General features: G+C 70.5%; 27 protein-coding genes. 17 read left to right on the top strand and 10 right to left on the bottom strand.

What is annotated here, in order from left to right:
- Window positions 1-28 precede the first annotated feature (28 nt).
- Together VGK78_RS16210 and VGK78_RS16215 are read left to right on the top strand one after the other, a co-directional pair.
- Complete coding sequence (locus VGK78_RS16210) at window positions 29-271, top strand: DUF2695 domain-containing protein (protein WP_331528753.1); 243 nt, start codon at window positions 29-31, stop codon at window positions 269-271.
- Between the two features lie 11 nt (window positions 272-282).
- Window positions 283-423, top strand: a complete 141-nt coding sequence (locus VGK78_RS16215) for a hypothetical protein (protein WP_331528754.1) — start codon at window positions 283-285, stop codon at window positions 421-423.
- A 16-nt stretch (window positions 424-439) separates the two neighbouring features.
- Here the strand turns inward: VGK78_RS16215 and VGK78_RS16220 are convergent, their stop codons facing one another.
- The 3 genes from VGK78_RS16220 to VGK78_RS16230 all read right to left on the bottom strand — a co-directional run bounded on the left by VGK78_RS16220 (window position 440) and on the right by VGK78_RS16230 (window position 2,270).
- Window positions 440-1,123: a hypothetical protein gene (locus VGK78_RS16220; protein WP_331528755.1), complete on the bottom strand. Its 684-nt coding sequence runs from the start codon at window positions 1,121-1,123 to the stop codon at window positions 440-442.
- 120 nt (window positions 1,124-1,243) lie between these two features.
- Window positions 1,244-1,804 (bottom strand): hypothetical protein, encoded by a 561-nt coding sequence (locus tag VGK78_RS16225; protein WP_331528756.1) that lies wholly within the window; start codon window positions 1,802-1,804, stop codon window positions 1,244-1,246.
- 49 nt (window positions 1,805-1,853) lie between these two features.
- A complete protein-coding gene (locus VGK78_RS16230; RefSeq protein WP_331528757.1) occupies window positions 1,854-2,270 on the bottom strand; it encodes a hypothetical protein in 417 nt (138 codons plus the stop codon).
- Window positions 2,271-2,394: 124 nt separating this feature from the next.
- Between VGK78_RS16230 and VGK78_RS16235 the strand changes: the two genes are divergently transcribed.
- Window positions 2,395-2,769 (top strand): hypothetical protein, encoded by a 375-nt coding sequence (locus VGK78_RS16235; RefSeq protein ID WP_331528758.1) that lies wholly within the window; start codon window positions 2,395-2,397, stop codon window positions 2,767-2,769.
- On the opposite strand, the gene VGK78_RS16240 is transcribed toward VGK78_RS16235, so the two are convergent.
- Window positions 2,766-5,162, bottom strand: a complete 2,397-nt coding sequence (locus VGK78_RS16240; RefSeq protein ID WP_331528760.1) for a bifunctional salicylyl-CoA 5-hydroxylase/oxidoreductase — start codon at window positions 5,160-5,162, stop codon at window positions 2,766-2,768. The genes VGK78_RS16235 and VGK78_RS16240 overlap by 4 nt on opposite strands.
- A 147-nt stretch (window positions 5,163-5,309) precedes the next feature.
- Here VGK78_RS16240 and VGK78_RS16245 point away from each other — a divergent pair, with 147 nt between their 5' ends.
- From VGK78_RS16245 to VGK78_RS16265, 5 genes are all read left to right on the top strand, one after another.
- Window positions 5,310-6,467, top strand: coding sequence for an acyl-CoA dehydrogenase family protein (locus VGK78_RS16245; RefSeq protein WP_331528762.1), 1,158 nt, complete (start codon window positions 5,310-5,312; stop codon window positions 6,465-6,467).
- Window positions 6,464-7,285, top strand: coding sequence for an enoyl-CoA hydratase family protein (locus VGK78_RS16250; protein WP_331528763.1), 822 nt, complete (start codon window positions 6,464-6,466; stop codon window positions 7,283-7,285). Before VGK78_RS16245 ends, VGK78_RS16250 begins: the two co-directional genes overlap by 4 nt.
- Window positions 7,282-8,460: an acyl-CoA dehydrogenase family protein gene (locus tag VGK78_RS16255; protein ID WP_331528764.1), complete on the top strand. Its 1,179-nt coding sequence runs from the start codon at window positions 7,282-7,284 to the stop codon at window positions 8,458-8,460. The genes VGK78_RS16250 and VGK78_RS16255 overlap by 4 nt, the downstream gene beginning before the upstream one ends.
- A 151-nt stretch (window positions 8,461-8,611) precedes the next feature.
- Window positions 8,612-9,358, top strand: a complete 747-nt coding sequence (locus VGK78_RS16260; RefSeq protein WP_331528765.1) for an SDR family NAD(P)-dependent oxidoreductase — start codon at window positions 8,612-8,614, stop codon at window positions 9,356-9,358.
- Window positions 9,358-9,753, top strand: a complete 396-nt coding sequence (locus VGK78_RS16265) for a RidA family protein (protein ID WP_331528766.1) — start codon at window positions 9,358-9,360, stop codon at window positions 9,751-9,753. Before VGK78_RS16260 ends, VGK78_RS16265 begins: the two co-directional genes overlap by 1 nt.
- Before the next feature lie 118 nt (window positions 9,754-9,871).
- Here VGK78_RS16265 and VGK78_RS16270 read toward each other — a convergent pair whose 3' ends face one another.
- Window positions 9,872-10,699 carry a PaaX family transcriptional regulator C-terminal domain-containing protein gene (locus VGK78_RS16270; RefSeq protein WP_331528767.1) on the bottom strand — a complete coding sequence of 276 codons (828 nt, stop codon included), beginning with the start codon at window positions 10,697-10,699 and terminating at the stop codon, window positions 9,872-9,874.
- Window positions 10,692-12,290 carry an AMP-binding protein gene (locus tag VGK78_RS16275; RefSeq protein WP_331528768.1) on the bottom strand — a complete coding sequence of 533 codons (1,599 nt, stop codon included), beginning with the start codon at window positions 12,288-12,290 and terminating at the stop codon, window positions 10,692-10,694. The genes VGK78_RS16270 and VGK78_RS16275 overlap by 8 nt, the downstream gene beginning before the upstream one ends.
- Before the next feature lie 109 nt (window positions 12,291-12,399).
- Between VGK78_RS16275 and VGK78_RS16280 the strand changes: the two genes are divergently transcribed.
- Complete coding sequence (locus VGK78_RS16280; protein ID WP_331528769.1) at window positions 12,400-12,570, top strand: hypothetical protein; 171 nt, start codon at window positions 12,400-12,402, stop codon at window positions 12,568-12,570.
- 15 nt (window positions 12,571-12,585) lie between these two features.
- Window positions 12,586-12,765: a hypothetical protein gene (locus tag VGK78_RS16285; protein ID WP_331528770.1), complete on the top strand. Its 180-nt coding sequence runs from the start codon at window positions 12,586-12,588 to the stop codon at window positions 12,763-12,765.
- 3 nt (window positions 12,766-12,768) lie between these two features.
- Here the strand turns inward: VGK78_RS16285 and glgA are convergent, their stop codons facing one another.
- Window positions 12,769-13,977: a glycogen synthase gene (gene glgA, locus VGK78_RS16290; RefSeq protein WP_331528771.1), complete on the bottom strand. Its 1,209-nt coding sequence runs from the start codon at window positions 13,975-13,977 to the stop codon at window positions 12,769-12,771.
- A 184-nt stretch (window positions 13,978-14,161) separates the two neighbouring features.
- Between glgA and glgC the strand changes: the two genes are divergently transcribed.
- The 5 genes from glgC to katG are packed head-to-tail and all read left to right on the top strand — an operon-like array spanning window position 14,162 to window position 19,895.
- Window positions 14,162-15,412 carry a glucose-1-phosphate adenylyltransferase gene (glgC, locus tag VGK78_RS16295; protein WP_331528772.1) on the top strand — a complete coding sequence of 417 codons (1,251 nt, stop codon included), beginning with the start codon at window positions 14,162-14,164 and terminating at the stop codon, window positions 15,410-15,412.
- Between the two features lie 56 nt (window positions 15,413-15,468).
- Window positions 15,469-15,939, top strand: coding sequence for a hypothetical protein (locus tag VGK78_RS16300; RefSeq protein ID WP_331528773.1), 471 nt, complete (start codon window positions 15,469-15,471; stop codon window positions 15,937-15,939).
- Between the two features lie 55 nt (window positions 15,940-15,994).
- Window positions 15,995-17,164 (top strand): site-specific DNA-methyltransferase, encoded by a 1,170-nt coding sequence (locus VGK78_RS16305; protein WP_331528774.1) that lies wholly within the window; start codon window positions 15,995-15,997, stop codon window positions 17,162-17,164.
- 54 nt (window positions 17,165-17,218) lie between these two features.
- On the top strand, window positions 17,219-17,704 hold the full coding sequence (locus VGK78_RS16310; RefSeq protein ID WP_331528775.1) for a Fur family transcriptional regulator: 486 nt from the start codon (window positions 17,219-17,221) through the stop codon (window positions 17,702-17,704).
- Entirely contained in the window at window positions 17,697-19,895 is a 2,199-nt protein-coding gene (katG, locus tag VGK78_RS16315) for a catalase/peroxidase HPI (RefSeq protein ID WP_414690700.1), read from the top strand. The genes VGK78_RS16310 and katG overlap by 8 nt, the downstream gene beginning before the upstream one ends.
- Before the next feature lie 65 nt (window positions 19,896-19,960).
- Here the strand turns inward: katG and VGK78_RS16320 are convergent, their stop codons facing one another.
- Complete coding sequence (locus VGK78_RS16320; protein WP_331528776.1) at window positions 19,961-20,188, bottom strand: hypothetical protein; 228 nt, start codon at window positions 20,186-20,188, stop codon at window positions 19,961-19,963.
- Between the two features lie 95 nt (window positions 20,189-20,283).
- Between VGK78_RS16320 and VGK78_RS16325 the strand changes: the two genes are divergently transcribed.
- Window positions 20,284-21,105 carry an oxidoreductase gene (locus VGK78_RS16325; RefSeq protein WP_331528777.1) on the top strand — a complete coding sequence of 274 codons (822 nt, stop codon included), beginning with the start codon at window positions 20,284-20,286 and terminating at the stop codon, window positions 21,103-21,105.
- A gap of 72 nt (window positions 21,106-21,177) precedes the next feature.
- On the opposite strand, the gene VGK78_RS16330 is transcribed toward VGK78_RS16325, so the two are convergent.
- Window positions 21,178-22,623 (bottom strand): MFS transporter, encoded by a 1,446-nt coding sequence (locus VGK78_RS16330; protein ID WP_331528778.1) that lies wholly within the window; start codon window positions 22,621-22,623, stop codon window positions 21,178-21,180.
- 108 nt (window positions 22,624-22,731) lie between these two features.
- Between VGK78_RS16330 and VGK78_RS16335 the strand changes: the two genes are divergently transcribed.
- Window positions 22,732-23,358 carry a helix-turn-helix domain-containing protein gene (locus tag VGK78_RS16335; protein ID WP_331528779.1) on the top strand — a complete coding sequence of 209 codons (627 nt, stop codon included), beginning with the start codon at window positions 22,732-22,734 and terminating at the stop codon, window positions 23,356-23,358.
- A gap of 23 nt (window positions 23,359-23,381) precedes the next feature.
- Here VGK78_RS16335 and VGK78_RS16340 read toward each other — a convergent pair whose 3' ends face one another.
- A complete protein-coding gene (locus VGK78_RS16340; protein ID WP_331528780.1) occupies window positions 23,382-24,788 on the bottom strand; it encodes a WS/DGAT/MGAT family O-acyltransferase in 1,407 nt (468 codons plus the stop codon).
- Window positions 24,789-24,799: the final 11 nt, after the last annotated feature.

Below are 24,799 nucleotides of genomic sequence, written 5' to 3' on the forward strand. Positions count from 1 at the left end.
CGAACGCTCGAGGATGTGAGCCCCACCGATGACCGACACGACGATCGACGAAGACGCCGAGCTGCTCCTCGCGGCCATGGTGGTGAGGCTCACGGGCGTGCGGGGCCGCGAGTGTCTCTTCTGCGACGTCGCCCGGATGGTCGACGAGCACGGTTGCGACACGACCTTGCGCTTCGTGAGGAACTACCGCGACCAGCGCGCTCCTAAGCCCACCGCGCTGGAGCGGCGCATGGGGGCCATGGGGGCTACTGCGACTGCGAGCTGTTCCTGAACGGGGTCACGATGGCGAGATCACTGATGACCTACGAGGAGGAGGCCGACGAGTGGGTGTCGCCGCCGGAGCTACCGGCGTGCCGCGGGGTGAGGCGGGGGTCGACGAAGAGCTGCGGCATCTGGGTACGCCGGCCCCGGTGGGGTTGGTGATGCCTGATGTGAGGGCTCAGTAGCCGACCAGGTGCGGGGTCGCGCTGACGACCTCGAGGTCGACCGCCGCTCCCGGAACCGTCAGGGTGTCGGGGATGGCCCGCCAGGGGCCGTTGTTGACGCGGTAGCGGCCGGAGTAGGTCGTGTCGACGCTGGGCGTCACCGTGCCGACGCGGATGTAGCGGTGGGTGACCCGGAGGTCGGGGTACGCCGCACCGGGGTCGGTCGTGGTCAGGTCGCTCGTCCCGTCGGCATCGTCCCCGCCGAAGTGCCAGGTGTACTGCGTCGGCGTCGCCTCGATCGTCACCCGCTGGCCGATCAGGGTGACCGTGTGCGTGGTGGGGTCGCTGTTGGTGGTGTAGAAGTTCGTGTCGAAGTTGACCAGCGTCTTCCCCTTCGGGGGCTGCACCACCAGCCCGGAGTCCGGCCACGAGAGCCGCCGGAACGCGCGTAGGACGAGGTCCGGTGTGAGGGCACCGAGCTTCACCGCCTCGGCGTTGGTCAGACACGCCTGCCAGGGCAGAGGTTCGGTCTGTGCGTCCTCGTAGACGTTGTAGAGCGAGCCGTCGTGGCCGTCGATGTTGCACGCCGCGGGCTCGTGGCACAGGGCGCTGCCACCGACCCCGCAGGCCGGACGGATCGAGTAGGTGTGCTCGGAGTGGCCGGCGATGTAGTCGTTGGTCTCGGAGCCGGACTTCACGCATTTCACCGACTCGCTGTTGAGATCACCAGATCCGCCGCAACTTTGAGCATCCGCACGAGCTTCGGGTGCGATGACCATAATGCCGATGAGGAACGCGATGACAACTCCGAATCGCATCTATGAGTCCACCTGAACGAACTGTGTCACTAACCACGAGTGAGCAGTCGGGATTAATCGCACCTGGAAATGCTCGCGCCCTCCCTGCAGATGCCTCAGCGACGCTCCCGCGGAGGGTGTGTAGGCCGTCGGCGCCGAATCGACAAGCAATTCGATCGTGCGGGTCTTGCCGTGATGAGCACTTTGATATGAACGGAGCAAGGACCAGCCGTCAGTCCGGACCCGCCCTCCAGCCTTATAGATGGCCTCGATCCGGTCCGCCACTGCGTCACAACCGTCGCAGCCCTTCGACATAGATCGGAACTCGGCGGTGTTTCCGGTGTTCTGCATCCTCGTGTCCTCGTTCACCCATCGACGGATGAACGACTCGATGCTTTCCTGCTTGGGCGGCTTGGTGGGCGACGAGGTGGGGGCGCTCGAGATCGGCGGGTCGGCTATGGAGTCGGCGCCGCCACCGCAGGCGGCGAGCAGCAGCAGCGGCGCGGCCAGTGCGCCGGCCAGGGAACGTCGTACGACCATCGAAGCGGTGCCTCCCGAGACGGCTGTCGATGCGCTGCTCACCGTACTCACTTCCGGGCGCCGAGGGCACCCTCGAGGACCCGGCTGTGGATCACGCAGGTTCGGCGAGCAGGTCGTCCATGGCCAGCGGCAGGACGTCGTGATCGTGGGCGAGGTGGATCACCTCGAGCCGGGCCCCGGCGCGGCGGCCCGCGTCGTACAGCGCACGCGCCCAGGCCCGGTCGTCGGCGTCGGGTCGCCCGCCGCCCGGGCGGGAGCGCAGGAAGGCGAACCGGGTGGAGACGTTGACCAGCGGCGCGAGCACTCCGGCGTACTTGTCGATCTCGTCGCCGGTCGGCGGCTCGCCCAGCTCGACGATCTCGAGGATCTTCGGCACCGGGCGGTCGCCCTCGATCACGACCATCCAGAGCGACGAGGACGCGAACCCGAGGGGGGACATCAGCCGCCTCCACATGGCCTCGACGTCGGCCTGCGTGTGCAGAAGCGGACGGAACGGCTCCGGGTTCATGCCCACGACGATCCTCCGAATCCGGCGACCGTGCTCCGCGTCTTCCACAGGCCCGTCGGTGCCGGGTGAGAGGAACGGCTTCGTGGGGAAGGAAGCCGGGACGAACCGAACGAGAGGAGTCGGCGTGGGCATGGAGTACGCCGGAGCGGTGGACGTCGACCCGCCCTACTGCGGGAGCGATGTCGCGTTCATCAGCGACAACACCGAGTGGGTCGGGAGCCGGGACGGGGCCAGGTTGAGACCCAGGCCCGGCGCCGATCCGGACGAGGCGGCCGAGCGGTTGCGCTCGCTGCTCGAGCTCGATGACCACCGGCTCGACGGCGTCGTCGCGGCGTACGACGACGAGACGGGCGTGATGCTCGCGATCTCGGTGCGGAACGGGAAGGTCACCCGACGGACGCTCCGCAAGGCGCGGGCCGTGGTCCACCGCGACAACGTGATCGACCTGGCGTCGCGACGTCGATCGGTGTCGCGCGCGATCTCGACCCCGATCGCCTAGCGCGGACCAGCCGGACGCCAGCGGCGGTGGGACGTCCCGCCGCCTCCGAAGCGGATCAGCTCCAGACGCGGCTTCGGGCCGTCGGTGCGGCCGGTCTGCGGCCTGCGCCGTCCGGCGCGCCATGGGTCGGGCCAGATCGCGCCGGGGCCGTCGTAGTCCTGCTCGACGGCAGCATGGAGGGTCCAGTTCGGGTCGTAGAGGTGCACCCGGCCGAGCGCGCAGAGGTCGGCCCGGCCGGCCATCAGGATCGAGTTCACGTCGTCGTACGACGAGATCACGCCGACCGCGATCGTCGGGATGCCGAGACGGTTGCGGATCGCGTCGGCGTACGGCGTCTGGTAGCTGCGGCCGAACGCCGGGCGCTCGCGCTTGGTCACCTGCCCGGTCGAGACGTCGATCGCGGCCGCGCCGGCCTCGGCGAACGCGGCCGCCACGGCGAGCGCGTCCTCGAGCGTCTGCCCGTCCTCGACCCAGTCGGTCGCCGAGATGCGCACCGTCATCGGCTTGGAGGCCGGCCACACCTCGCGCATCGCGTGCCAGACCTCGAGCGGGAAGCGCAACCGGCCGGCGATGTCGCCGCCGTACTCATCCGTACGCCGGTTGGTCACCGGGGAGAGGAAGCCGGAGAGGAGGTACCCGTGCGCGCAGTGCAGCTCGAGCAGGTCGAAGCCGGCCTCGGCCGCGCGCCGGGCCGACGCGACGAACTCCTCACGGATCTCGTCGAGGCCGGCCCGGTCGAGCTCGAGCGGGGTCTGGTTGATCTCGGAGTAGGCGACGGGTGAGGCCGCGACGACCTCCCAGTTGCCGTCGGGCAGCGGCTCGTCGATGCCCTCCCACATCAGCCTCGTCGACCCTTTCGCGCCGGAGTGCCCGAGCTGGCAGCCGATGGCGGCGGAGGTGTTCGCGTGCACGAAGTCGACCGCGCGCTTCCAGCCGTCGCGCTGCTCGTCGGTCCAGAGGCCGCCGCAGCCAAGGCTGATCCGCCCGATCGACGAGGGGCAGATCATCTCGGTCATCACGAGCCCCGCCCCACCGAGCGCTTTGCCGCCCAGGTGCACCAGGTGGAACTCCGTCGGCACGCCGTCCTGCGCGACGTACATGTCCATCGGGGAGACGATGATCCGGTTGTTGAGGGTGAGGCCGGGGCCTTCCGACGCGCGGAGCGTGACGGGTTGGAACATCGGCGGGGTCTCCGGACGGCCGTGGCAGTCCGCGGCGTACCAGGCCTCGCAGCGGGCGACGAACTCCGGGTCGCGCACGCGCAGGTTGTCGTAGGTGACGCGCCGCGACCGCGTCATGATGTTGAACGCGAACTGGGTCGGCTCCTGGTGGACGTACTGCGCGAGGTTCTCGAACCACTCGAGGCTTGCCTGCGCCGCGCGCTGGGTGGAGAGCACGACCGCCTTGCGCTCCTCCTCGTACGTCGCGAGCGCGGCGCCGGTGTCGGAGTCCTCGTGCAGGCAGGCGGCGAGGGCGAGCGCGTCCTCCATCGCCAGCTTGGTGCCGGACCCGATCGAGAAGTGAGCGGTGTGCGCGGCGTCGCCGAGGATCACGACGGGTGCCCGCCCCGGCTCCGTGTGCACCCAGTGCTCGTTGCGGACGGTGGTGAAGGAGATCCAGCGTGAGTTGTTGGCCATGACCTCGTGTCCGTCCAGCACGTCGGCGAACAGCTCGCGGATCAGGGCGATCGACTTCTCGTCGGACTCGCCCGGCGCCCAGGCACGGTCGGCGAAGTCCTCGAAGCCGGCCCGCCTCCAGACCTCGCTGGTCATCTCGACGATGAACGTCGAGCCGGTCGCGTCGTACGGGTAACCGTGGATCTGCATCACGCCGTACGGGGTCTCGCGGACGTAGAACTTGAACGCGTCGAAGACCAGGCTGGTGCCGAGCCAGATGTAGCGGCAGTCGCGGACGTCGAGGGACGGCCGGAACGTGTCGGCGTACCGCTTGCGGACCGCGGAGTTGAGGCCGTCGGCGGCCACGACGAGGTCGTACGACGCGGCGAGCTCGTCGACGTCGGGCGCCTCGGTCTGGAAGTGGATCGTGACGCCGAGCTCGCGGCACCGCGTCTGGAGGATCTCGAGCAGCCGGCGCCGGCTCATCGCCGCGAACGCGTGTCCGCCGCTGGTCTGCACCTCGCCCTTGAAGTGGACGTCGATGTCGTCCCAGATCGCGAACTCCCGCTGCATCTGCGCGAAGACGGAGGGATCGGCGTGCTCGATGCCGCCGAGGGTCTCGTCGCTGAACACCACACCGAACCCGAACGTGTCGTCCGCGGCATTCCGCTCCCACACCGTGATCTCGTGCGTCTGCCCGGTGGTCGCCGCCAGCTGTTGTGCGAGCGCGCTGAAGTAGAGGCCGCCGGGGCCCCCTCCGATCACCGCGATCCGCACTATGCCTCCGCCCGTTGGGGTACTCCCTGACAAAACGGCCCCTGGCCGGGGGGCTGGAGGGGCCGTCTTGTCAGGGATTACCCAAACATTGCGCGTTCTTGACGGGCGTTGTCAAGACGCAATACGGTCCTCGGTATGGTCGTCGGCGTGGGCCAACCCTCGAGCAACGCCTTCGGGCTGACGGCCGAGCAGCAGGAGTACGCCGCGTGGGTGCGGTCGGTGGCGGGCTCGTTCGACGGGATCGAACCCGTCCACGGCGCGGTCAACCGTCCCCTGATCAAGGCGATGGGGGAGGCCGGGCTGCTGCGCGGGCTCTTCGGCGGAAACTCGGATGACGCACCGCGTGATGCGGCGGCGATGCAGCTGTGCCTGCTCCGCGAGGTGCTCGCGACCGTCAGCACCGAGGCCGAGACGGCGCTCGGGCTCCAGGGCCTCGGCTCCTACCCGATCCTGCAGTCCGGCACCGACGTGACCCGCGACCGCTGGCTCCCCGGCGTCGCGAGCGGAGAGGTCGTACCGGCGTTCGCCCTGTCCGAGCCGGACGCCGGCTCCGACGCCGGCGCGCTCGGTCTCGAGGCGAGGCAGAACGCTGACGGCTGGACGCTGCACGGCACCAAGACCTGGATCTCCAACGCGCCCGACGCCGATGTCTACTCGGTCTTCGCCCGCACCACGCCCGGCGCGGGGGCACGCGGGGTCACAGCATTCGTGGTCGCCGGTGGCGCGGCCGGACTCACCGGCGAACGCCTCGACATGGTCGCGCCGCACGCCCTCGGCACGGTGCACTTCGACGGCGTCCGCGTGACCCGCGACGACCTGCTCGGCGAGGTCGACCAGGGCTTCGCCGTCGCCATGCGGACGCTCGACCTCTTCCGGCCCAGCGTCGGCGCCTTTGCGGTCGGCATGGCGCAGGCCGCGTTCGACGCCAGCCTGGCCTGGGCGACGGAGCGCGAGCTGTTCGGCGGCCGGCTGATCGACCAGCAGGCGACCCAGCACACGCTGGCCGAGATGTCGACGCGGATCGAGGCCGGCCGGCTGCTGGTACGCCGTGCGGCCGCGGCGTACGACGACGGAGCGCCGGCGCACGTGATCACGACGACGGCCGCGCAGGCCAAGCTGTTCGCCACCGAGAGCGCGCAGTGGGTGGTCGACCAGGCCGTGCAGCTGCACGGGGCGAGGGGCCTGCAGAAGGGACACCTGCTCGAGCGGCTCTATCGTGAGGTGCGGGCGCCGCGGATCTACGAGGGTGCGTCCGAGGTGCAGCGGACGATCATCGCCCGCGGGCTCATGAAAGGCAGCCAGTGACGCGATACCGGGCCAGCGCGAAGATCACCGACGACTGGCAGCACTTCGACTTCGCGGTCTCCGACGGCGTCGCGACGGTCACCCTGAACCGGCCGGAGAAGCTGAACCCGCTGACCTTCGAGTCGTACGCCGACCTTCGCGACCTCCTCGCCGAGCTGCCTCACCGTGGGGACACCAGGGTGTTGGTGATCCGGGGCGAGGGCCAGGGGTTCTGCGGCGGCGGCGACGTCAACGAGATCATCGGCGAGCTGATCGCGATGGACGCCGACGGCCTGATGGGCTTCACCAAGATGACCGGCGACGTGATCCGGGCGATGCGCGAGTGCCCGATCCCGATCATCGCCGGCATCCAGGGCATCGCGGCGGGCGCCGGCAGCGTGATCGCGATCGCGGCCGACTTCCGGATCTGCACGCCGCAGGCGAGGTTCGCGTTCCTGTTCACCAAGGTCGGGCTGTCCGGCGGCGACATGGGAGCGGCGTACCTCCTTCCGCGGCTCGTCGGCTACGGCCGCGCCACCGAGCTGCTGATGCTCGGCGACACGATCGACGCCGAGACCGCCGATCGGTACGGCCTGGTCACCGAGCTGACCGACGACCTCGACGGCGCCTGCGCCGCGCTCGCCCGACGGCTTGCCGACGGCCCGACCCTCGGCCTGCAGCAGACCAAGAGCCTGATCACCCGCGAGCTCGACATGCCGATCGGGCCGGCGATGGAGCTCGACGCGATGACCCAGGCGCTGCTGATGACGACCCACGACCATGCGGAGTTCCACGCCGCGTTCAACGCCAAGCGCAAGCCTGAATGGACAGGACGATGACGCACGACTACCTGCAGGTCGACGACCTGCTCACCGACGAGGACCGAGCGATCCGTGACACGGTCCGCGACTACGCGCAGAGCGAGCTCGCACCGCACGTCGCCGAGTGGTACGACGAGGGCACGCTGCCCGACGGGCTCGGCCCGATGTTCGGCAAGCTCGGCCTGCTCGGGATGCACCTCGACGGCTACGGCTGCGCCGGCACCAGCGCCACGGCGTACGGCGTGGCCTGCCGCGAGCTGGAGGCGGTCGACTCGGGACTGCGGTCGTTCGTGAGCGTGCAGGGGTCGCTGGCGATGTACGCGATCCACCGTTGGGGCACCGAGGAGCAGAAGGAGGAGTGGCTGCCGCGGATGGCGACCGGCGAGGCGCTCGGCTGCTTCGGGCTGACCGAGTCGGACGCCGGGAGCGACCCGGGCTCGATGAAGACGCGCGCCCGACTGGATGGCGGCGACTGGGTGCTGAACGGCTCGAAGATGTGGATCACCAACGGCACCCTCGCCGACGTCGCGATCGTCTGGGCGCAGACGGACGACCCTTCGGCAGGCTCGGGAGGAGGCGGGATCCGCGGCTTCGTCGTACCGACGGACACGCCGGGCTTCAGTGCGCACAAGATCCAGCGCAAGCTCTCGCTGCGGGCGTCGGTCACCGCGGAGCTGGTCCTCGACGACCTGCGGGTGCCCGCCTCGGCGGCGTTCCCGGAGGTGCGTGGGCTGAAGGGTCCGCTGTCGTGCCTCAACGAGGCGAGGTACGGGATCGTCTGGGGCGTCGTCGGCGCGGCACGGGCGTGCCTGGAGGAGTCGCTGGCGTACACGTCGGAGCGGGAGCAGTTCGGCAAGCCGCTGTCGTCGTTCCAGCTGACCCAGCGGAAGCTGGCGCTGATGACGGTCGCGGTGAACAACGCCTCGCTCGTGGCCTGGCGGCTGGGGGCGCTCAAGGACGCCGGCACGGTGACGCCGGCACAGGTGTCCTACGGCAAGTACGCCAACGTCCGGGCGGCACTCGATGTCGCGCGCGAGGCGCGGACCACCCTCGGTGGCGCCGGCATCACGCTGGACCACACCGTGATGCGGCACATGAACAACCTCGAGACCGTGATGACCTACGAGGGCACCGAGGAGATGCACCTGCTCTCCATCGGCGCCGACCTCACCGGCTCCCCGGCGTTCCGATGACGGATTCGTCGGGCCTTGCGCGGGCGTGGCGAATTCCCCGCTCAGGCGGGGGATTCGCCACTTGTTGGAGGAGATTTCCCCCACGGAGTGCAGAAGTCCCCGCTCAGGCGGGGAATTCGCGGCACCAGTGCCAGACACCCGAGGAGTGCCGTTGATCGCGCTGGTGACGGGTGCGTCGAAGGGCATCGGTACGGCGTGCGCCCGCGCGCTCTCGGAGGCCGGGCACCGGGTGGCGCTGGTCTCGCGCGACGAGTCGGTGCTGCAGAAGGTCGCGGACTCACTGCCCGGCGAGACTCTCGTCGTACCGGCCGACATGCTCGACCCCGAGGCGATCGAGGCGGCGGTCGCGCGGGTCGAGGAGGAGTGGGGTGCGGTCGAGATCCTGGTCGTGAACGCCGGGGCGTCGATGTCGGCACCGCTGGTGCGCACCACCGACGAGGACTGGCAGCGGATGCTCGACCTCAACCTGACCGCGCCGTTCCGCTGCCTGCGCCGAGCACTGCCCTCGATGACCGAGGCCGGGTTCGGACGCGTCGTGGTGGTCGCCTCCGTTGCGGGCAAGATCGGGTCGGCCCGGATCGCGGCGTACACCGCCAGCAAGCACGGCGTCCTGGGCCTGGTCCGCACCGCCGCCATGGAGGTGGCGAAGACCGGGGTGACCGTGAACGCCGTCTGCCCCGGGTACGTCGACACCCCGATGACGGATGAGTCCGTGGCGAACATCGCGGCCGGGACCGGCCGGTCGGAGGACGACGCAAGGGCGATCCTCGAGAACCTCCAGCCCATCGGGCGCCTCGTGACGGCCGAGGAGGTCGCGGCGGCGGTGATGCTGTGCGTCGACAATGCGGCGATCAACGGGCAAGGCATCAACGTCGACGGAGGAGCGGTGCAGTCCTGATGGCAGATCTCGAGCGCGTCAACCCGGACAACCTGGCGAAGCCCTCGGGCTTCTCCCACGCCGTGATCGCCCGCGGGACGACCATCCACCTCGCCGGTCAGACCGGCATGGACGGCTCGGGCGCGATCGTCGGGGGTGGGATGGTGGCGCAGTTCGAGCAGGCGCTGTCGAACCTGCTCGCCGCGCTGCGTGCCGCGGGTGGCCAGCGCGACGGCATCGCGGCGCTGACCGTCTACATCGTCGACATGGACGACTACCGCGCCCACGCCCGCGAGATCGGCGAGGTCTGGAAGCGCCTGGTCGGCACCGACTACCCCGCCATGGCCGGGATCGGGGTCGCGCGGCTCTGGGACCCCGAAGCCCTGGTCGAGCTGCAGGGGTACGCCGTTCTGTAGGCGGTGCGTGGGTGCCGGGGACGGTTCATCACGCTGGGTAGGTCAGCCCTCACCTGGCCTGCGGAGTTCACCTGGCCCAGGGACGGCTCGCCCACTCAGCGTGATGAACCGGCATCCCTCACGGAGCCTCGATCGACGCGTGCGCGTGCTTCGCGGCGGGCTCCCGCAGCCGCACGTCCAGGTCGGCGAACAGGCCGCCCGCCTGCACCCCGGGCCACCCGTGCGGCAACAGCTCCAGCGGGATGCCCGGGTCGAGATAGGGGAGCCGCCGCCAGGCCGTCAGCATCGGGACGTACGCCGCGAACGCCTGGGCCGGCGCGGGGGAGCGGAGCCCGGTCAGCGACGCATGGTCGGCGACGAACTCGTCGTACAGCTCCGCGATCGCCGGCAGGTCCCACCACTCGCCGACCCTGACGTCGGGGGGCCCCGAGCCGAGATAGTCGCCCCGGAAGAGCTCGGTGTACGACGTCAGCCCGGCCCGGTCCAGCGCCCCGAGCGTCTCGTCGTACGCCGTGCCGGGCGCGACCCACACGCCCGGTGCGGCGGTGCCGAAGCCCAGCCGGGTCAGCAACGACCGGAGCTCGTGCCGCTTGCCACGCTCGGCCTCCGGCACCGAGAACACGACGACCAGCCAGCCGTCCGCGACCGACGCCCGTGGCCGCGACCAGATCCGCGCGTCACCCTCCCGGAGCACGGCCAGTGCCGACGTCGACAACCGGTAGCCGGCCTGCCCTTCCGACCGAGCCGGCTCGAGCACGCCGCGCTTCTTCAGCCGCGACACCGACGACCGGGTCGCCGCGGCGTCGACGTCGAGGTCGGCCATCAGCGCGATCAGCGACCGGACCGACAGCCAGTTGGGCCGTTGGCCTGAGCCTGTCGACGGCTCGTCGCGGGCATACAGCCCGAACAGCGACAGGATCAGGTGGCGCGGGGACTGCTCAGGCATCGGCCGCTTGGACCGCAGGCGCCGTCTCCCGCAGCCGGAACCGCTGCAGCTTCCCGGTCGCGGTCTTCGGCAGCTCGGTCACGAACTCCACCGCCCGCGGGTACTTGTACGGCGCGATCTCGGCCTTCACGAAGTCCTGCAGCTCGGCCGCCGTCACCGACCCCGCGCTCACGACGTACGCCTTGACGATGTGGCCGCGGGCCTCGTCGGGCACGCCGACGACGGCGCATTCGGCGACCAGCGGGTGCTTGAGCAGCGCCTCCTCGACCTCCGGCGCGGCGATGTTGTAGCCGGAGCTGATGATCATGTCGTCGCTGCGCGCCTGGTACCAGAAGTAGCCGTCGTCGTCGCGGACGAAGGTGTCGCCGGTGAGGTTCCAGCCGTTCACGACGTACGCCGCCTGCCGGGGGTCGTCGAGATAGCGACACCCGGTCGGTCCGCGCACCGCCAGCCGCCCCGACTCGCCGGTCGGCAGCTCGCGGCCGCTGTCGTCGACGATCGTCGCGGCGTACCCCGGCACGGCGCGTCCCGTCGAGCCCGGCCGGATGTCCGCGCCCGACGCCGAGATGAAGATGTGCAGCATCTCGGTCGAGCCGATCCCGTCGATGATCTCGACCCCGGTGGCCTCGCGGAACGCTTCCCACGTCGCCTTCGGCAGGTGCTCGCCGGCCGACACCGCCTTCCTCAGCGAAGGCACGCTCTTCCCGGCCGCCAGCATCGCCTTGTACGCCGTGGGGGCGGTGAAGCAGATCGTCACACCGTGCTCGTCGATCAGGTCCGCCAGCTCGACCGGCGTCGCCTTCTCGACCAGCAGCGTGGAGGCCCCGGCGTGCAGCGGGAAGAGCAGCACGCCGCCGAGGCCGAACGTGAAGGCGTAGGGCGGGGTGCCGGTGAAGACGTCGTCGGCCGAGGGTTGGAGCACGTGCCGCGAGAACGTCTCGCAGATCGACATCACGTCGCGGTGGAAGTGCATGGTCGCCTTCGGACGGCCGGTGGTGCCCGAGGTGAAGGCCAGCATGCAGACGTCGTCACTCGAGGTCTGGACGTCGTCGAACGTCGGCTCCTTGGCCGCGAGCCGCTCGGCCCAGGCGTCGTCGCCGAATGCGATCGTCGGTACGCCGAGCGGCTCGACCGCGTCGAGGAACCGGTGGTCGACCAGGGCGGCATCGAGGAGCGCGATCTCGTGGATCGTCTGCAGCTCGCCGGTGCGCAGCAGCGGCATCGTCGTGACCAGGACGGCGCCGGCCTTGAGCACGCCGAACCACGCGGCCGACAGCCACTGGTTGTTGGGCCCGCGGAGCAGGACACGGTTGCCCGGGACGATCCCGAGGTCCTCGACGAGCACCCGGGCGACCCGGTTGGCGGCCGCCATCAGCTCGGCGTACGACCAGGTCGGCACGCCGGGCTGGTGCAGGCACGGCCGGTCGGCGCCGTGATGAGCGGCCACGTCGTCGAGCAGGGCAGTGGCGCAGTTGAGCCGGTCGGCGTACTGGAGCTCCGGCAGCTCGAAGCTCAGCTCGGGCCACTGGTCGGCCGGCGGGAGATGGTCACGGCAGAACGTGTCGACGTGGGCCGACGGGAGCAGCTCCATGTCCGACAACGTATGCCCTGTCCGTGACGACGGGCAAGAGAACGCAATACCCGCGGAACGGCCGCCCGACCGGCGTACGCTTGCGGCACCTTCGGGCAAGGAGCGCCCCATGTTCTGGTTCATCGTCCTGGCAGTCGTGGTGCTGGTCTCGCTGGTGCTCCGGCGCGTGCTGCGGGGCCGGCGGACTCCGCAGTTCGACCAGCAGCAGCTCGAGAACTCGAACTACTCCCGCATCGGACAGGACGTGCACAACGCCGACGTCCGCTACGGGCCCATGTGATCAGAGGAGGCAGTCATGTGGATCGCCGTCTACCTCGTCGCCGCGATCGGCGCGATCACCTGGTTCGTCCGCACGCCGCTGTTCCGCGCCCACCTGCGCCACGGCAAGGACCCCGGTGACTCGGGCACACGCGTGGAGGGGAAGTTCCCCGGCAACGGCGGCGACTACTACTACGGCGAGAGCGAGCGCGAGTAGCGGTCACACGAGGTCGTCGTAGATCGCCTTGGTGCGCGCGGCGATCCTGTGCCAGGAGAACGCCGAGATCGCACGTTCACGGCCGGCGAGCCCCATCTCCCGCGCTCGTTCCGGGTCGCTGAGGACAGCGTTGAGGGCCGCGGCGAAGTCGGCGACGTACTGCTCCGGGTCCAGAGGCGTGCCGGTGCCGTCGGTCGCCTGCTCGATGGGGACGAGCAGTCCGGTCGCCGCTTGTCCTGAGCCTGTCGAAGGGTCCACCACGACCTCCGGGATGCCGCCCGTCGCGGTCGCCACGACGGCGGCCTCGCACGCCATCGCCTCGAGGTTGACGATCCCGAGCGGCTCGTAGATCGAGGGACAGACGAACACCGTCGCCGCCGACAGCAGCGCGACGACGTCGGCGCGCGGGAGCATCTCGCGGATCCAGACCACGCCGTCGCGGGTGGAGGCCAGCTCGGCGACCAGTCCTTCGACCTCGGCCAGGATCTCCGGCGTGTCCGGAGCGCCGGCGCAGAGTATGAGCTGCACGTCGGGCGGCAGCTCCCGGCAGGCGCGGAGGAACAGTGGCAGACCCTTCTGCCGGGTGATCCTCCCGACGAACACCACCGAGGGGCGGTCGGGGTCGACGCCGTGCGACCGCACGCGGTCGGGGTCGTCGACGTGCGACCACGTGTCGGTGTCGATGCCGTTGTGGACGACGTGCACCTTCGCCGGGTCGATGTCGGGGTAGGCGTGGAGCACGTCGTCGCGCATCGCCGCCGAGACGGCGATCACCGCGGAGGCGCCGAGGTACGCCGTGCGCTCGGCGAAGGACGACACGGCGTACCCGCCTCCGAGCTGCTCCGCCTTCCACGGCCGCAGCGGCTCGAGCGAGTGTGCGGTGACGACGTGCGGGACGTCGTACAGCAGGCCGGCGAGGTGGCCGCCGAGGTTGGCGTACCAGGTGTGCGAGTGGACGAGCTGCGTCCCGGCGCAGCCGGCCGCGATCGCGAGGTCGACGCCGAGCGTCTGCAGCGCGGCGTTCGCGTGGGCGAGCTCCGGCAGGTCGGCGTACGCCGTCACCCCGGCCTCGTCGCGCGGCTCGCCGAACGCTTGCACGCGTACGTCGAGACCCTCGAGCCCCCGCAGCGCCCGCACCAGCTCCGCCACGTGCACGCCCGCGCCGCCGTAGATCGACGGCGGGTACTCCTTGGTCAGGATGTCGACGCGCACGCTCGGACGCTACCGCCCTCGAAGTGCCGGTGCAGCCACCGCGAATTCCCCGCTCGGGCGGGGACGTCTGCACTGGTTGGCCCAGATTTCCCACAGGAAGTGCAGAACTCCCCGCTCAGGCGGGGAATTCGCCCAGCGAACGGAACCCTCCTCAACCCGCGGATGAGTCGCTAGCGTGCACGACATGAACGGGACGAGCCGGAAACGGGTGCTGGCCATCGTCCTGGCCGGCGGCGAGGGGAAGCGGCTGATGCCGCTGACGGCCGACCGGGCCAAGCCGGCGGTGCCGTTCGCCGGGATCTACCGGCTGATCGACTTCGCGCTCTCCAACGTCGTCAACAGCGGCTTCCTGCGGGTGGTCGTGCTGACGCAGTACAAGTCCCACTCCCTCGACCGGCACGTCACCACCACCTGGCGGATGTCCACGCTGCTCGGCAACTACGTCGCACCGGTGCCGGCCCAGCAGCGGCTCGGCAAGCACTGGTACCTCGGCAGCGCGGATGCGATCTACCAGTCGCTCAACCTGATCCACGACGACCAGCCCGACATCGTGGTGGTCGTCGGCGCCGACCACGTCTACCGGATGGACTTCGCGCAGATGATCGACCAGCACGTCGAGAGCGGCGCGTCCTGCACGGTCGCCGCGATCCGGCAGCCGATCTCGCTGGCGGACCAGTTCGGGGTCATCGACGTCAACCCCGCCAACCCCCGCACCATCCGCGAGTTCCTCGAGAAGCCGAAGGACCCGGAGGGGCTGCCCGACAACCCCGACGAGGTGCTGGCCAGCATGGGCAACTACGTCTTCGACGCCGACGCCCTGGTCGAGGCGGTCACCCGCGACTCCGACATGCAGGGCTCGAAGCACGACATGGGCGGCGACATCGTGCCGGCGTTCGTACGTCGTCACGAGGCCGGCGTATACGACTTCAAGGACAACCAGGTGCCCGGAGCGACCGACCGCGACCGCGGCTACTGGCGCGACGTCGGGACCATGCGCTCCTACTACGACGCCCACATGGACGTCGTCTCCCCACTGCCCGTGTTCAACCTCTACAACGGCCAGTGGCCGATCTACACCGACTACGGACCGCAGCCGCCGGTCAAGCTCGCCAAGGGGGCCGACGGGTCCACGCCGGTGTCGGAGGAGTCCCTGCTGTCGCCCGGGGTCGTCGTCTCCGGCGGGCAGGTACGCCGTTCGGTGCTGTCCCCGGCGGTGCGCGTCGAACAGGGCGCGATCGTCGAGGACTCGGTCCTGATGGACAACGTCCTGGTCGGCGAGGGCGCTGTCGTCCGTAACGCGATCCTCGACAAGGCGGTCCGCGTGCCGCCCGGCGCCGAGCTCGGTGTCGACCCCGACCTCGACCGCAAGCGCGGCTTCATGGTCGAGGACGGGCTCACCGTGCTCGGCAAGGGCCAGCCCTTCCCGGATGCCTGACAGGACTGCTCGGGCGAGTGACGGAACCCAGCCACGGCGTACGTCGTCCCACCCGCATGCGACGTCTTCTCGGAGCCTTGCTGGCCACCGCCACGATCGCGGCCACGGCTGCCTGCGGGTCGGCCGGGTCCGCGACCGGCACCACCGCAGGAGACGCGCCCGAGCCGGGGACCACGGTCCCCGGCGCGCGCTCGGTCCTGGTCTCGCAGACCGCCGCCGGTGGCCGGCCCTCGGTGGCGGCCACCCTGCTCGAGACGTCGGCGCAGGTGGCGGCGTTCAGCCGGCAGTTCCGCGGGCCCGGGCTGCGGCTGCAGGTCCAGGAGGCCGTGGACAAGCTGTCGAAGACCGGACACGTCATCGTCGGATCCGTCGTGGCGGTCGGCTGCGACCGGCCGCCGGGCGTGGACGTCGTCTACGGGGAGGACACCACCATCCGTCTCCTCCCGCACGAGGTGGCGAGCCCGCTGCAGGAGTGCCTCGCACCGGTCACCACCGTGGCCGTGGCGGCGGTGCCGGGGAGCGACTGAGCGCCGCGCCGCGTGGCGCCGGAGTGAAGGCGCGACGCCGTCTAGCGTGACCTGCGTGGAGCCGTGGAACACGTTCGTCGAGGGCGACAACCTCGACGTGCTGCCCCGGCTGACGCCGACGTACGGCCCCTTCGACGTCGTCTATCTCGACCCGCCGTACAACACCGGCAACCCCTTCGTGTACGACGACAAGGTCGACGGCCGCAGAGCCGACCGGCATCGCACCTGGACCGCGCTGATGCGTCCGCGGCTCGAGGCCGTGCGCGAGGTGATGAGCGAGCGCGGCGCGGTCTTCGTCAGCATCGACGACAACGAGGTCGCCCACCTGCGGCTGCTGATGGACGAGGTCTTCGGCGAGGGCCGCTTCGTCGCGCAGGTCGTGGTCAACCTCAACCCCAAGGGTCGGCAGCTCGGCCGGGGCTTCGCGACGTCGCACGAGTACCTGCTCGTCTACGCGCGCTCGCTCCCCACCTGCGCGCTCGACGCGTCGAGCCGCTCGCTGGTCGACCCGCGCGACTTCCCGCTGACCACCGAGGACGGGCGGCGCTACCGGCGTCTGCCGCTGCGCAACACGAACAAGAAGTTCAACCCGGTCACCGCCCCGACCATGCACTTCGCGATCTACGGCGACCCCGGGACCGGACAGGTCTCCACCGAGCCGTTCCCGGGTGCGCTGGAGATCAAGCCGGTGTTCGGCGACGGCGGTCCGGCCGTCTGGCGCTGGTCGGCGGCGAAGATCGACGCCCAGCCCGACGACCTGGTCTGCCGGTGGGTCGGCACGGCCGAGCGCCGGCGGGCCGACGTCTTCCAGCGCGACTGGCTGCACGAGGGCAGACGCAAGAAGCTGCGCACGATCTGGCTGGCCGAGGAGATCGGGTCGACCGACACCGCCGTGGTGGAGCTCAAGTCGCTGGTCGGCCACCTCTTCGAGTCGCCCAAGCCGACCGGGCTCCTGCGCCGGATCCTCGAGACGATGCCGGACGACGCCCGGGTGCTGGACCCGTTCGCCGGCAGCGGCACGGCCGGCCACGCGGTCGCGCTCCAGAACGCCGCGGACGGCGGCCGGCGTACCTGCCTCTCCGTCAACGCGCCCGAGCCGGTGCGGCCCGGCTCGAACGCCGACCTCGCCGGCTATGCGCGGGTCTCCGACGTGACCCGGGCCCGGCTGAGGGCCGTGGCCGAGGTCGTGGGCGGCGGGTTCGAGGAGCTCGCCCTCGATTCCTGACTCGTTCAAGAGTTGTTTCTTGACTGGTTCAAGAATGGGGGCCAGGATCGAACGGTGCCCCCCAGCGCCGTCCCGGACTTCCCGCAGCTGTTGCGCGACGCCGGGCTGCGGGTGACGCGGCCCCGGTTGGCGGTGCTGGACGCGCTGCTCGAGCTGGCCCACGCGGACACGGAGTCGGTGATCCACGCCGTACGCCGTGACCTGCCGGAGGTCTCGCACCAAGCGGTCTACGACTCGTTGCGCACGCTGACCGCGGCCGGACTCGCCCGACGCATCCAGCCGACCGGCTCGGTCGCGCGCTACGAGGTCCGCGTCGGCGACAACCACCACCACCTCGTGTGCCGCTCCTGCGGCGCGATCGTCGACGTCGACTGCGCGGTCGGCCGCGTCCCGTGCCTGACCGCCGCCGACGACCACGGTTACGTCATCGACGAGGCCGAGGTCATCTACTGGGGCCTGTGCCCCACCTGTTCCGCCGGGTCCGAGGGCCCGCCACCATCCAGGACACCCACTGAGACAGGAGAAGCACGACGTGTCTGAACACGGCAGCGAGAGCGAGAACCCGGTCATCCCGTCGCCGACCCCCGCGACGCCGCGACCGCACACCAACCAGGACTGGTGGCCCAACCAGCTGAACCTGCAGGTCCTCCACCAGCACTCCCCGAGCGCCGACCCGATGGGCGAGGACTTCGACTACGCCGAGGAGTTCAAGTCGCTCGACCTCGACGCCCTCAAGCGCGACCTGGTCGAGCTGATGACGACGAAGCAGGACTGGTGGCCGGCCGACTACGGCAACTACGGCCCCCTGTTCATCCGGATGAGCTGGCACTCCGCCGGCACCTACCGGATCGAGGACGGCCGCGGCGGCGGAGGCCAGGGTGCCCAGCGGTTCGCCCCGCTGAACAGCTGGCCCGACAACGCCGGCCTCGACAAGGCACGACGCCTGCTCTGGCCGATCAAGAAGAAGTACGGCAAGCAGCTCTCCTGGGCAGACCTGGTGGTCTTCGCCGGCAACGTCGCCCTGGAGTCGATGGGGTTCCAGACCTTCGGCTTCGGGTTCGGCCGGGAGGACATCTGGGAGCCGGAGGAGATCTTCTGGGGCCCCGAGGACACCTGGCTGGGCGACGAGCGCTACAGCGGTGACCGCGAGCTCGCCAAGCCCTTCGGCGCCGTCCAGATGGGTCTGATCTACGTCAACCCCGAGGGCCCCAACGGCAAGCCCGACCCGATCGCCGCGGCCAGGGACATCCGCGAGACGTTCGCCCGGATGGCGATGAACGACGAGGAGACCTTCGCCCTCATCGCCGGCGGCCACACGTTCGGCAAGACGCACGGTGCCGCTCCGGCCGACGAGTACGTCGGTCCCGAGCCGGAGGCCGCCCCGCTGGAGGCACAGGGCCTCGGCTGGCGCAACACCTTCGGCTCCGGCCAGGGCGCCGACCAGATCACCAGCGGTCTCGAGGTGACCTGGACCCCGACCCCCACCAAGTGGGACAACAGCTTCCTGGAGACGCTGTTCGGCTACGAGTGGGAGCTGGTGAAGAGTCCCGCGGGCGCGTGGCAGTGGCAGGCCAAGGACGGCGCCGGCGCCGGCACCGTCCCCGCCCCCGACGAGGGTGGCGCGAAGCGGCCGCCGACGATGCTCACCACGGACCTGTCGCTGCGGATGGACCCGGTCTACGAGAAGATCGCCCGCCGGTTCCTCGAGCACCCCGACGAGTTCGCGCTTGCGTTCGCCAAGGCCTGGTACAAGCTGCTCCACCGCGACATGGGTCCGGTCTCGCGCTACCTCGGGCCCTGGGTTGCCGAGCCCCAGCTCTGGCAGGACCCGGTCCCGGCGGTCGACCACGACCTCATCAGCGACGCGGAGATCGCCGCGCTCAAGGGCAAGCTGCTCGACTCCGGACTGACGATCCCGCAGCTGGTCACGACCGCGTGGGCGGCGGCGGCGAGCTTCCGCGGCACCGACAAGCGCGGCGGCGCGAACGGCGCCCGGCTCCGCCTGGCCCCGCAGAAGGACTGGGAGGTCAACCAGCCCGACGAGCTCGCGAAGGTGCTGCCGGTCCTGGAGCGCGTGCAGCTGGAGTTCAACGACGCGCAGACCGGGGGCGCGAAGGTGTCGCTGGCCGACGTGATCGTCCTGGGTGGCTGTGCAGCCGTCGAGCAGGCCGCGCGGAACGCCGGCCACGAGGTCACCGTGCCGTTCCACCCCGGCCGCACCGACGCCTCCCAGGAGCAGACCGACGTCGACTCCTTCGCGGTGCTCGAGCCGCGCGCGGACGGCTTCCGGAACTACGTCCGCTCCGGTGCGAAGGTGCCGCCCGAGACGCTGCTGCTCGACCGGGCCAACCTGCTGACCCTCACCGCTCCGGAGATGACGGTGCTGGTGGGCGGGATGCGGGCGCTGGGCGCCAACCTCGGGCAGTCGCCGCACGGCGTGTTCACCGACCGCACCGAGTCGCTGACCAACGACTTCTTCGTCAACCTGCTCGACATGGACAACGAGTGGAGGGCGTCGGAGTCGCAGGAGGGCGTGTACGACGTACGCGACCGCGCCACCGGCGAGACCAGGTGGACCGCGACCGCGGTCGACCTGGTGTTCGGCTCGAACTCCCAGCTCCGAGCCATCGCGGAGGTCTACGGCGCCGACGACGGCGAGGAGAAGCTGGTCCGCGACTTCGCCGCCGCCTGGGCCAAGGTGATGGAGCTGGACCGCTTCGACCTGCGCTGACCCCAGCCTGCAACGTCATACGGGCGAAGCCGTCTATGGCTCCGTCCGTATGACGTCCGGGGGGCCTAGCGCCGGCGGGTGTGCTTGGAGAGCACCTTGGTCTCCCGGCGCCCGCCGTAGCCGTCGTTGCGCCAGGAGACACCGAGCCCGATGTCGTCGAGGTGGTCCATCCAGGTGCCCCACTGCGACGGGTCGGTGCCGCGGCCGCGCAGCAGCGCCCACAGCACCGGCGACCGGGCGAGCCACACCACCAGCGACAGGGCGGCGACCCCGAGGACCGCGTAGAAGATCATTCCGACCTCCCTGGACGTGCGCTCACGGTAACGCCGGCACCCCGTCCTCGGCCACGGTCGGGACATACCGATCCGGTCACGGCGATGATGGCGTGATGACGGATCGCGTGGCGTTGGTGACCGGTGGCTCGAGCGGGATCGGCGAGGCGGCGGCGCGGCGCCTGCAGGCGGCCGGCTTCACGACGTACGCCGTGGCTCGCCGGGTCGAGCGGATGAGCGAGCTGGCCGACGCCGGGGTGACGACGTTCGCCATGGACGTCACCGACGACGGCTCCATGACCGGCGGCGTCGAGCGCATCCTCGGCGATCGCGGGCGGATCGACGTCCTGGTCAACAACGCCGGCTACGGCTCGTACGGCGCGGTCGAGAACGTCGCCATCGACGAGGCGCGGCGGCAGTTCGAGGTCAACGTGTTCGGGCTGGCGCGGCTGGTGCAGCTGGTGACCCCGCAGATGCGTGAGCGGGAGAGCGGGCGGATCCTCAACGTGAGCAGCGTCGGCGGGAAGTACTACGAGCCGCTGGGCGCGTGGTACCACGCGACGAAGTTCGCCGTGGAGGGGTTCAGCGACAGCCTGCGGCTCGAGCTCGCGCCGTACGGCATCCGGGTCGTGATCGTCGAGCCCGGCCCGATCCGAAGCGAGTGGAACACCCTCGCCCGCGAGGCCCTGGTCGAGAGCAGCCTCGGTACGGCGTACGAGCGGCAGGCCGAGGGCGTGCGGGCGCGGATGGAGTCCGGGGACCGGCCGATGTACTCCAGCGGTCCCGACGTCGTCGCCCGGACGATCGTGCGGGCGGCGACGTCGCGCCGGCCGAGAACTCGCTACCCGGTCGGGCGAGGCGCTCGCTCGATCGTGACCGCCCGTCGCCTGCTCCCGGACCGGGCCCTCGACGCGGTGATCTCGAGGCTCTACTCGTGACGATTCGCGACGACTCGTCACGCAGATCCGGGGCGGGTCCGTGAGATCCGCCCCGGATCGCCGTGAGACTGCTCAGGCGGCCTCGAGCGCCTGCTCGGGCTCCCGCTCGGAGGCCGTCTCGACCGCCAGCTCGTCGCGACGGATGAGGGTCAGCGACGCGAGGATGCCGATCGCGGCCACGATCGCACCGACCAGGAACGCGGAGTGGAACCCGTCGACCAGACCCACGGGCAGGGGAGACCCGCCGCCGACGGAGTCCTCGGTGCGCGACGTCGCGATCGTGGAGAGTGCGGCGATGCCGAGCGCGCCGCCGATCTGCTGCGAGGTGTTGATCAGGCCCGATGCGAGGCCGGCCTCGGAGGCCGTCACCCCCGCCAGCGCCGCGATGGAGATCGGCACGAAGGAGAACCCGATCCCGACCCCGAGGATCAGGAAGCCCGGCAGCAGGTCGCTGACGTAGCTGCCCGCGACCGACACCCGGGTGAAGAACAGCAGGCCGGCGGTGAGCGCCGTCATCCCGATCACCAGCACCGGCTTCACCCCCAGCCGGGTCACCAGCTGGCCGGCGACACCCGACCACACGATCGCCGTACCGGCGACGGCGAGGTAGGCGACGCCCGTCTTCATCGCGGAGTAGCCCAGGACCTGCTGCATGTAGAGCGTCAGCATCAGGAACATCGAGAACAGCGCGGTCCCCATGATGAACCCGGCGACGTTCGCCCCGCTCACGGTCCGGGTCTGGAGGATGCCGAAGCGCATCAGAGGCTCCGGGTGCCGGAGCTCCCAGGCCACGAAGGCGGCGAGCAGGACCAGCGAACCCCCGAAGACGCCGAGCGTCTCCGCCGAGAGCCAGCCCTTCTGGCCCGCCTGGGTGATCGCATAGACGGCGGACGACAGCCCGCCGGTCACCAGGACGGCGCCGGGCAGGTCGAACCTCCGCACGTGGGCGTCCCTGCTCTCCTCGAGGAGCAGGGGAGCCAGGGCGAACCCGAGGACACCGACCGGGACGTTGACGAAGAAGATCCACTCCCAGCTGAGCGCGTCGGTCAGGACGCCCCCGAGGAGCACCCCGGCCACGGCGCCGAAGCCGCCGACGGCACCCCACGCACCCAGGGCGATGTTGCGCTCGCGCCCTTCGGCGAACGTCGTGGACAGGATGGACAGGGCGGCCGGCGTGATGATCGCGGCTCCGAGTCCTTGGAAGGCACGGGCCCCGATCAGGGACGGCTCGGACCAGGCGAGGCCCGCGAAGAGCGAGGCCACGGTGAAGACGACGATGCCGCCCAGGAAGAGGCGACGGCGCCCCAGCATGTCGGCGGCGCGCCCACCCAGCAGGAGGAAGCCGCCGAACACGAGCGCGTACGCGCTGATCACCCACTGCAGGTCCTCCTGGGAGAACCCCAGGTCGACCTGGATGGACGGGAGCGCGACGTTCACGATCGCGATGTCGAGGACCACCATGAACTGGACCACGCACAGGAGCGCGAGAGCCAGCCACTTGCGACGGTCGCCCGACACCTCTCGAGTTGCTTGCATTTCTGAAGTCATGCGGTTGACCGTAACAGTCTCTACTTCACTTTCACAAGTAGTTTCTTCTGAATCTCAACTAGGTGGTATGCTTTCGGCATGGTCAAGCGCTACGAGCAGTACTGTCCGATGGCCCATGCCCTGGACCTCGTCGGCGACCGCTGGGCCCTGCTCGTCGTCCGCGAGCTCATGCACGGACCGCAGCGCTACACCGACCTCGTCGAGCACCTCCACGGCATCGGCACCAACATCCTCGCCGCGCGCCTGCGTGACCTCGAGCGTCACGGCGTGGTCGTCCGGCGCATCCTGCCGCCGCCGGCGGCGTCGAAGGTCTACGAGCTGACCGACTACGGTCGCGAGCTGAAGCCGGCCATGCGCGAGTTGGCGCTGTGGGGAGCTCGCTCGCTCGGCCCGCCGACGGCCGAGGACGAGCTGTTCGACGGCTGGTTGGCGAACGCCATGGACATCGTCCTCGCACGCGTGGCCCCGGCCGGACGCTTCGAGTTCCGCGCCGGTCCGGAGGAGGCCGCGTCACTCGTCGACGGCGAGGTCGTGGACGGTCCGATCGAAGACCCCGACGTCACGGTGTCGGGCTGTCCGGAGGACATCTACGCCCTGTTCGTGGAGCGGCGCCTCGACCGGGTCACCATCGAGGGTGACCGCGCCCTTCTGGAGGCGCTGCTCGACGTCGCCCCACCGCACATCGAGGCGCAGGCCTCGGCGTAGCGGCCCCGACCCGAGGTGACGGCTCAGGTGCCCGTCGCCTTCTCGAGTGCGTTGAGCTCGTTGTCGAGGTGGATCAGCAGCCGCTGGAGGTGCGGGACGGTACGCCGGCACCCCGTCAGGCCGAACGCCATCTGGTCGGCGTAGGAGTTGCAGGTGATGTTCAGGGCCATCCCGTCGATCGGGATCGACAGCGGATAGGTGCCGAGCAGCCGCATCCCGCGGAAGTACTGCGTGGTCCGCGGCCCCGGCACGTTGCTGATGATCAGGTTGTACGGCGGCTTCACGAACCCGCCCATCCGCAGCATCGGACCGAGGATCGCCGGGGCCTGACCGAGCGCGCTCATCGCCAGGATCTGCACCGGCGTCATCTCCGCCAGCGCGCGCTTGCCGTCGACCATCGACTCGTGGACGGCTTTGAGCCGGTCGGCGGGGTCGGGCAGGTCGGTGCCGAGCTTGACCATCACCGAGCCGAGCGCGTTCCCTCCGGTCGCGGACGCGAGGTGCGACTCCTTGGCCTTCAGCCCGACCGGCACCATCGAGACCAGCGTGGTGTCGGGGAGCGCGTCGAGCTCCAGGAGGTAGCTGCGCATCGCGCCGCTGCACATCGCCAGCACCACGTCGTTCAACGTCGTGCCGGTGGCCCTGCCGATGCTCCGCAGCCGCTCGAGCGGCCAGTCCTGGGCGGCGAAGCGGCGGGCCGCCGTGATCGGCTGGTTGAGGATCGTGCGCGGCGCGTACAGGGCCAGCGCCGACGTCTCGTTGCGGAGCGACTTGCGCAGCGTCTTGATCAGCGCCCCCGGCAGGCCGGCGGCCTCGGCGCTGATCCCGAGCGCCGTACGCAGTGCCCGCAGCGGTACGTCGGACAGCGACTGCTCGGCGTCCTCGTGCACCTCGCGGAGCTTGGCCGTCGTGGGCCGGTTCTCCCACGGGGCCGGCATGTCCGTCCGGTCGGGGTCGGTGGTGAGGATGCTCTGCAGCAGCCGCATCGCCGCGACGCCGTCCACCAGGGCGTGGTGGAGCTTGGCGTACATCGCGACCCGCCCGTCGCGCAGGCCCTCGATCAGGTGCCACTCCCAGAGCGGCCGCTCGATCGCCAGCCGCGTCGAGTGCAGCCGCGAGCAGAGCTCGAGCAGCTCGCGCACCCGGCCAGGCTTGGGCAGCGCGCTGTGCCTGACGTGGTACTCGATGTCGAACTCGTCGTCCTCGCGCCACACGTACTGCCCGCCGGTGCGCACCGACCGCACCGGGTGCTTGAGGAACAGCGGCGCGATGTCGTCGGACTCGCGCAGCGAGGCGGACAGGTCGTGCACGAAGTTCCGCCCCGCGCCCTCGGGCTTGCTGAACAGCTGCAGCCCCCCGACGTGCATCGGCATCCGCCGGTTCTCCGCCAGCAGGAAGGCAGCGGCCGTCGGGTCGAGCGGTTGCACCATGCTGGTGATCC

This window comes from Nocardioides sp., assembly GCF_036503465.1.
In the GTDB taxonomy this organism is placed as follows: Bacteria; Actinomycetota; Actinomycetes; order Propionibacteriales; family Nocardioidaceae; genus Nocardioides.

What these genes read in the sequence shown, in the direction of transcription:
- VGK78_RS16210 (WP_331528753.1), top strand. Translation starts at nt 29, where the DNA reads ATGACCGACACGACGATCGACGAAGACGCCGAGCTGCTCCTCGCGGCC.
- VGK78_RS16215 (WP_331528754.1), top strand. Translation starts at nt 283, where the DNA reads ATGGCGAGATCACTGATGACCTACGAGGAGGAGGCCGACGAGTGGGTG.
- VGK78_RS16230 (WP_331528757.1), bottom strand. Translation starts at nt 2,270, where the DNA reads ATGAACCCGGAGCCGTTCCGTCCGCTTCTGCACACGCAGGCCGACGTC.
- VGK78_RS16255 (WP_331528764.1), top strand. Translation starts at nt 7,282, where the DNA reads ATGACGCACGACTACCTGCAGGTCGACGACCTGCTCACCGACGAGGAC.
- VGK78_RS16265 (WP_331528766.1), top strand. Translation starts at nt 9,358, where the DNA reads ATGGCAGATCTCGAGCGCGTCAACCCGGACAACCTGGCGAAGCCCTCG.
- VGK78_RS16270 (WP_331528767.1), bottom strand. Translation starts at nt 10,699, where the DNA reads ATGCCTGAGCAGTCCCCGCGCCACCTGATCCTGTCGCTGTTCGGGCTG.
- VGK78_RS16275 (WP_331528768.1), bottom strand. Translation starts at nt 12,290, where the DNA reads ATGGAGCTGCTCCCGTCGGCCCACGTCGACACGTTCTGCCGTGACCAT.
- VGK78_RS16280 (WP_331528769.1), top strand. Translation starts at nt 12,400, where the DNA reads ATGTTCTGGTTCATCGTCCTGGCAGTCGTGGTGCTGGTCTCGCTGGTG.
- VGK78_RS16285 (WP_331528770.1), top strand. Translation starts at nt 12,586, where the DNA reads ATGTGGATCGCCGTCTACCTCGTCGCCGCGATCGGCGCGATCACCTGG.
- glgC (WP_331528772.1), top strand. Translation starts at nt 14,162, where the DNA reads ATGAACGGGACGAGCCGGAAACGGGTGCTGGCCATCGTCCTGGCCGGC.
- VGK78_RS16300 (WP_331528773.1), top strand. Translation starts at nt 15,469, where the DNA reads ATGCGACGTCTTCTCGGAGCCTTGCTGGCCACCGCCACGATCGCGGCC.
- VGK78_RS16320 (WP_331528776.1), bottom strand. Translation starts at nt 20,188, where the DNA reads ATGATCTTCTACGCGGTCCTCGGGGTCGCCGCCCTGTCGCTGGTGGTG.
- VGK78_RS16325 (WP_331528777.1), top strand. Translation starts at nt 20,284, where the DNA reads ATGACGGATCGCGTGGCGTTGGTGACCGGTGGCTCGAGCGGGATCGGC.
- VGK78_RS16335 (WP_331528779.1), top strand. Translation starts at nt 22,732, where the DNA reads ATGGTCAAGCGCTACGAGCAGTACTGTCCGATGGCCCATGCCCTGGAC.
- VGK78_RS16340 (WP_331528780.1), bottom strand. Translation starts at nt 24,788, where the DNA reads ATGGTGCAACCGCTCGACCCGACGGCCGCTGCCTTCCTGCTGGCGGAG.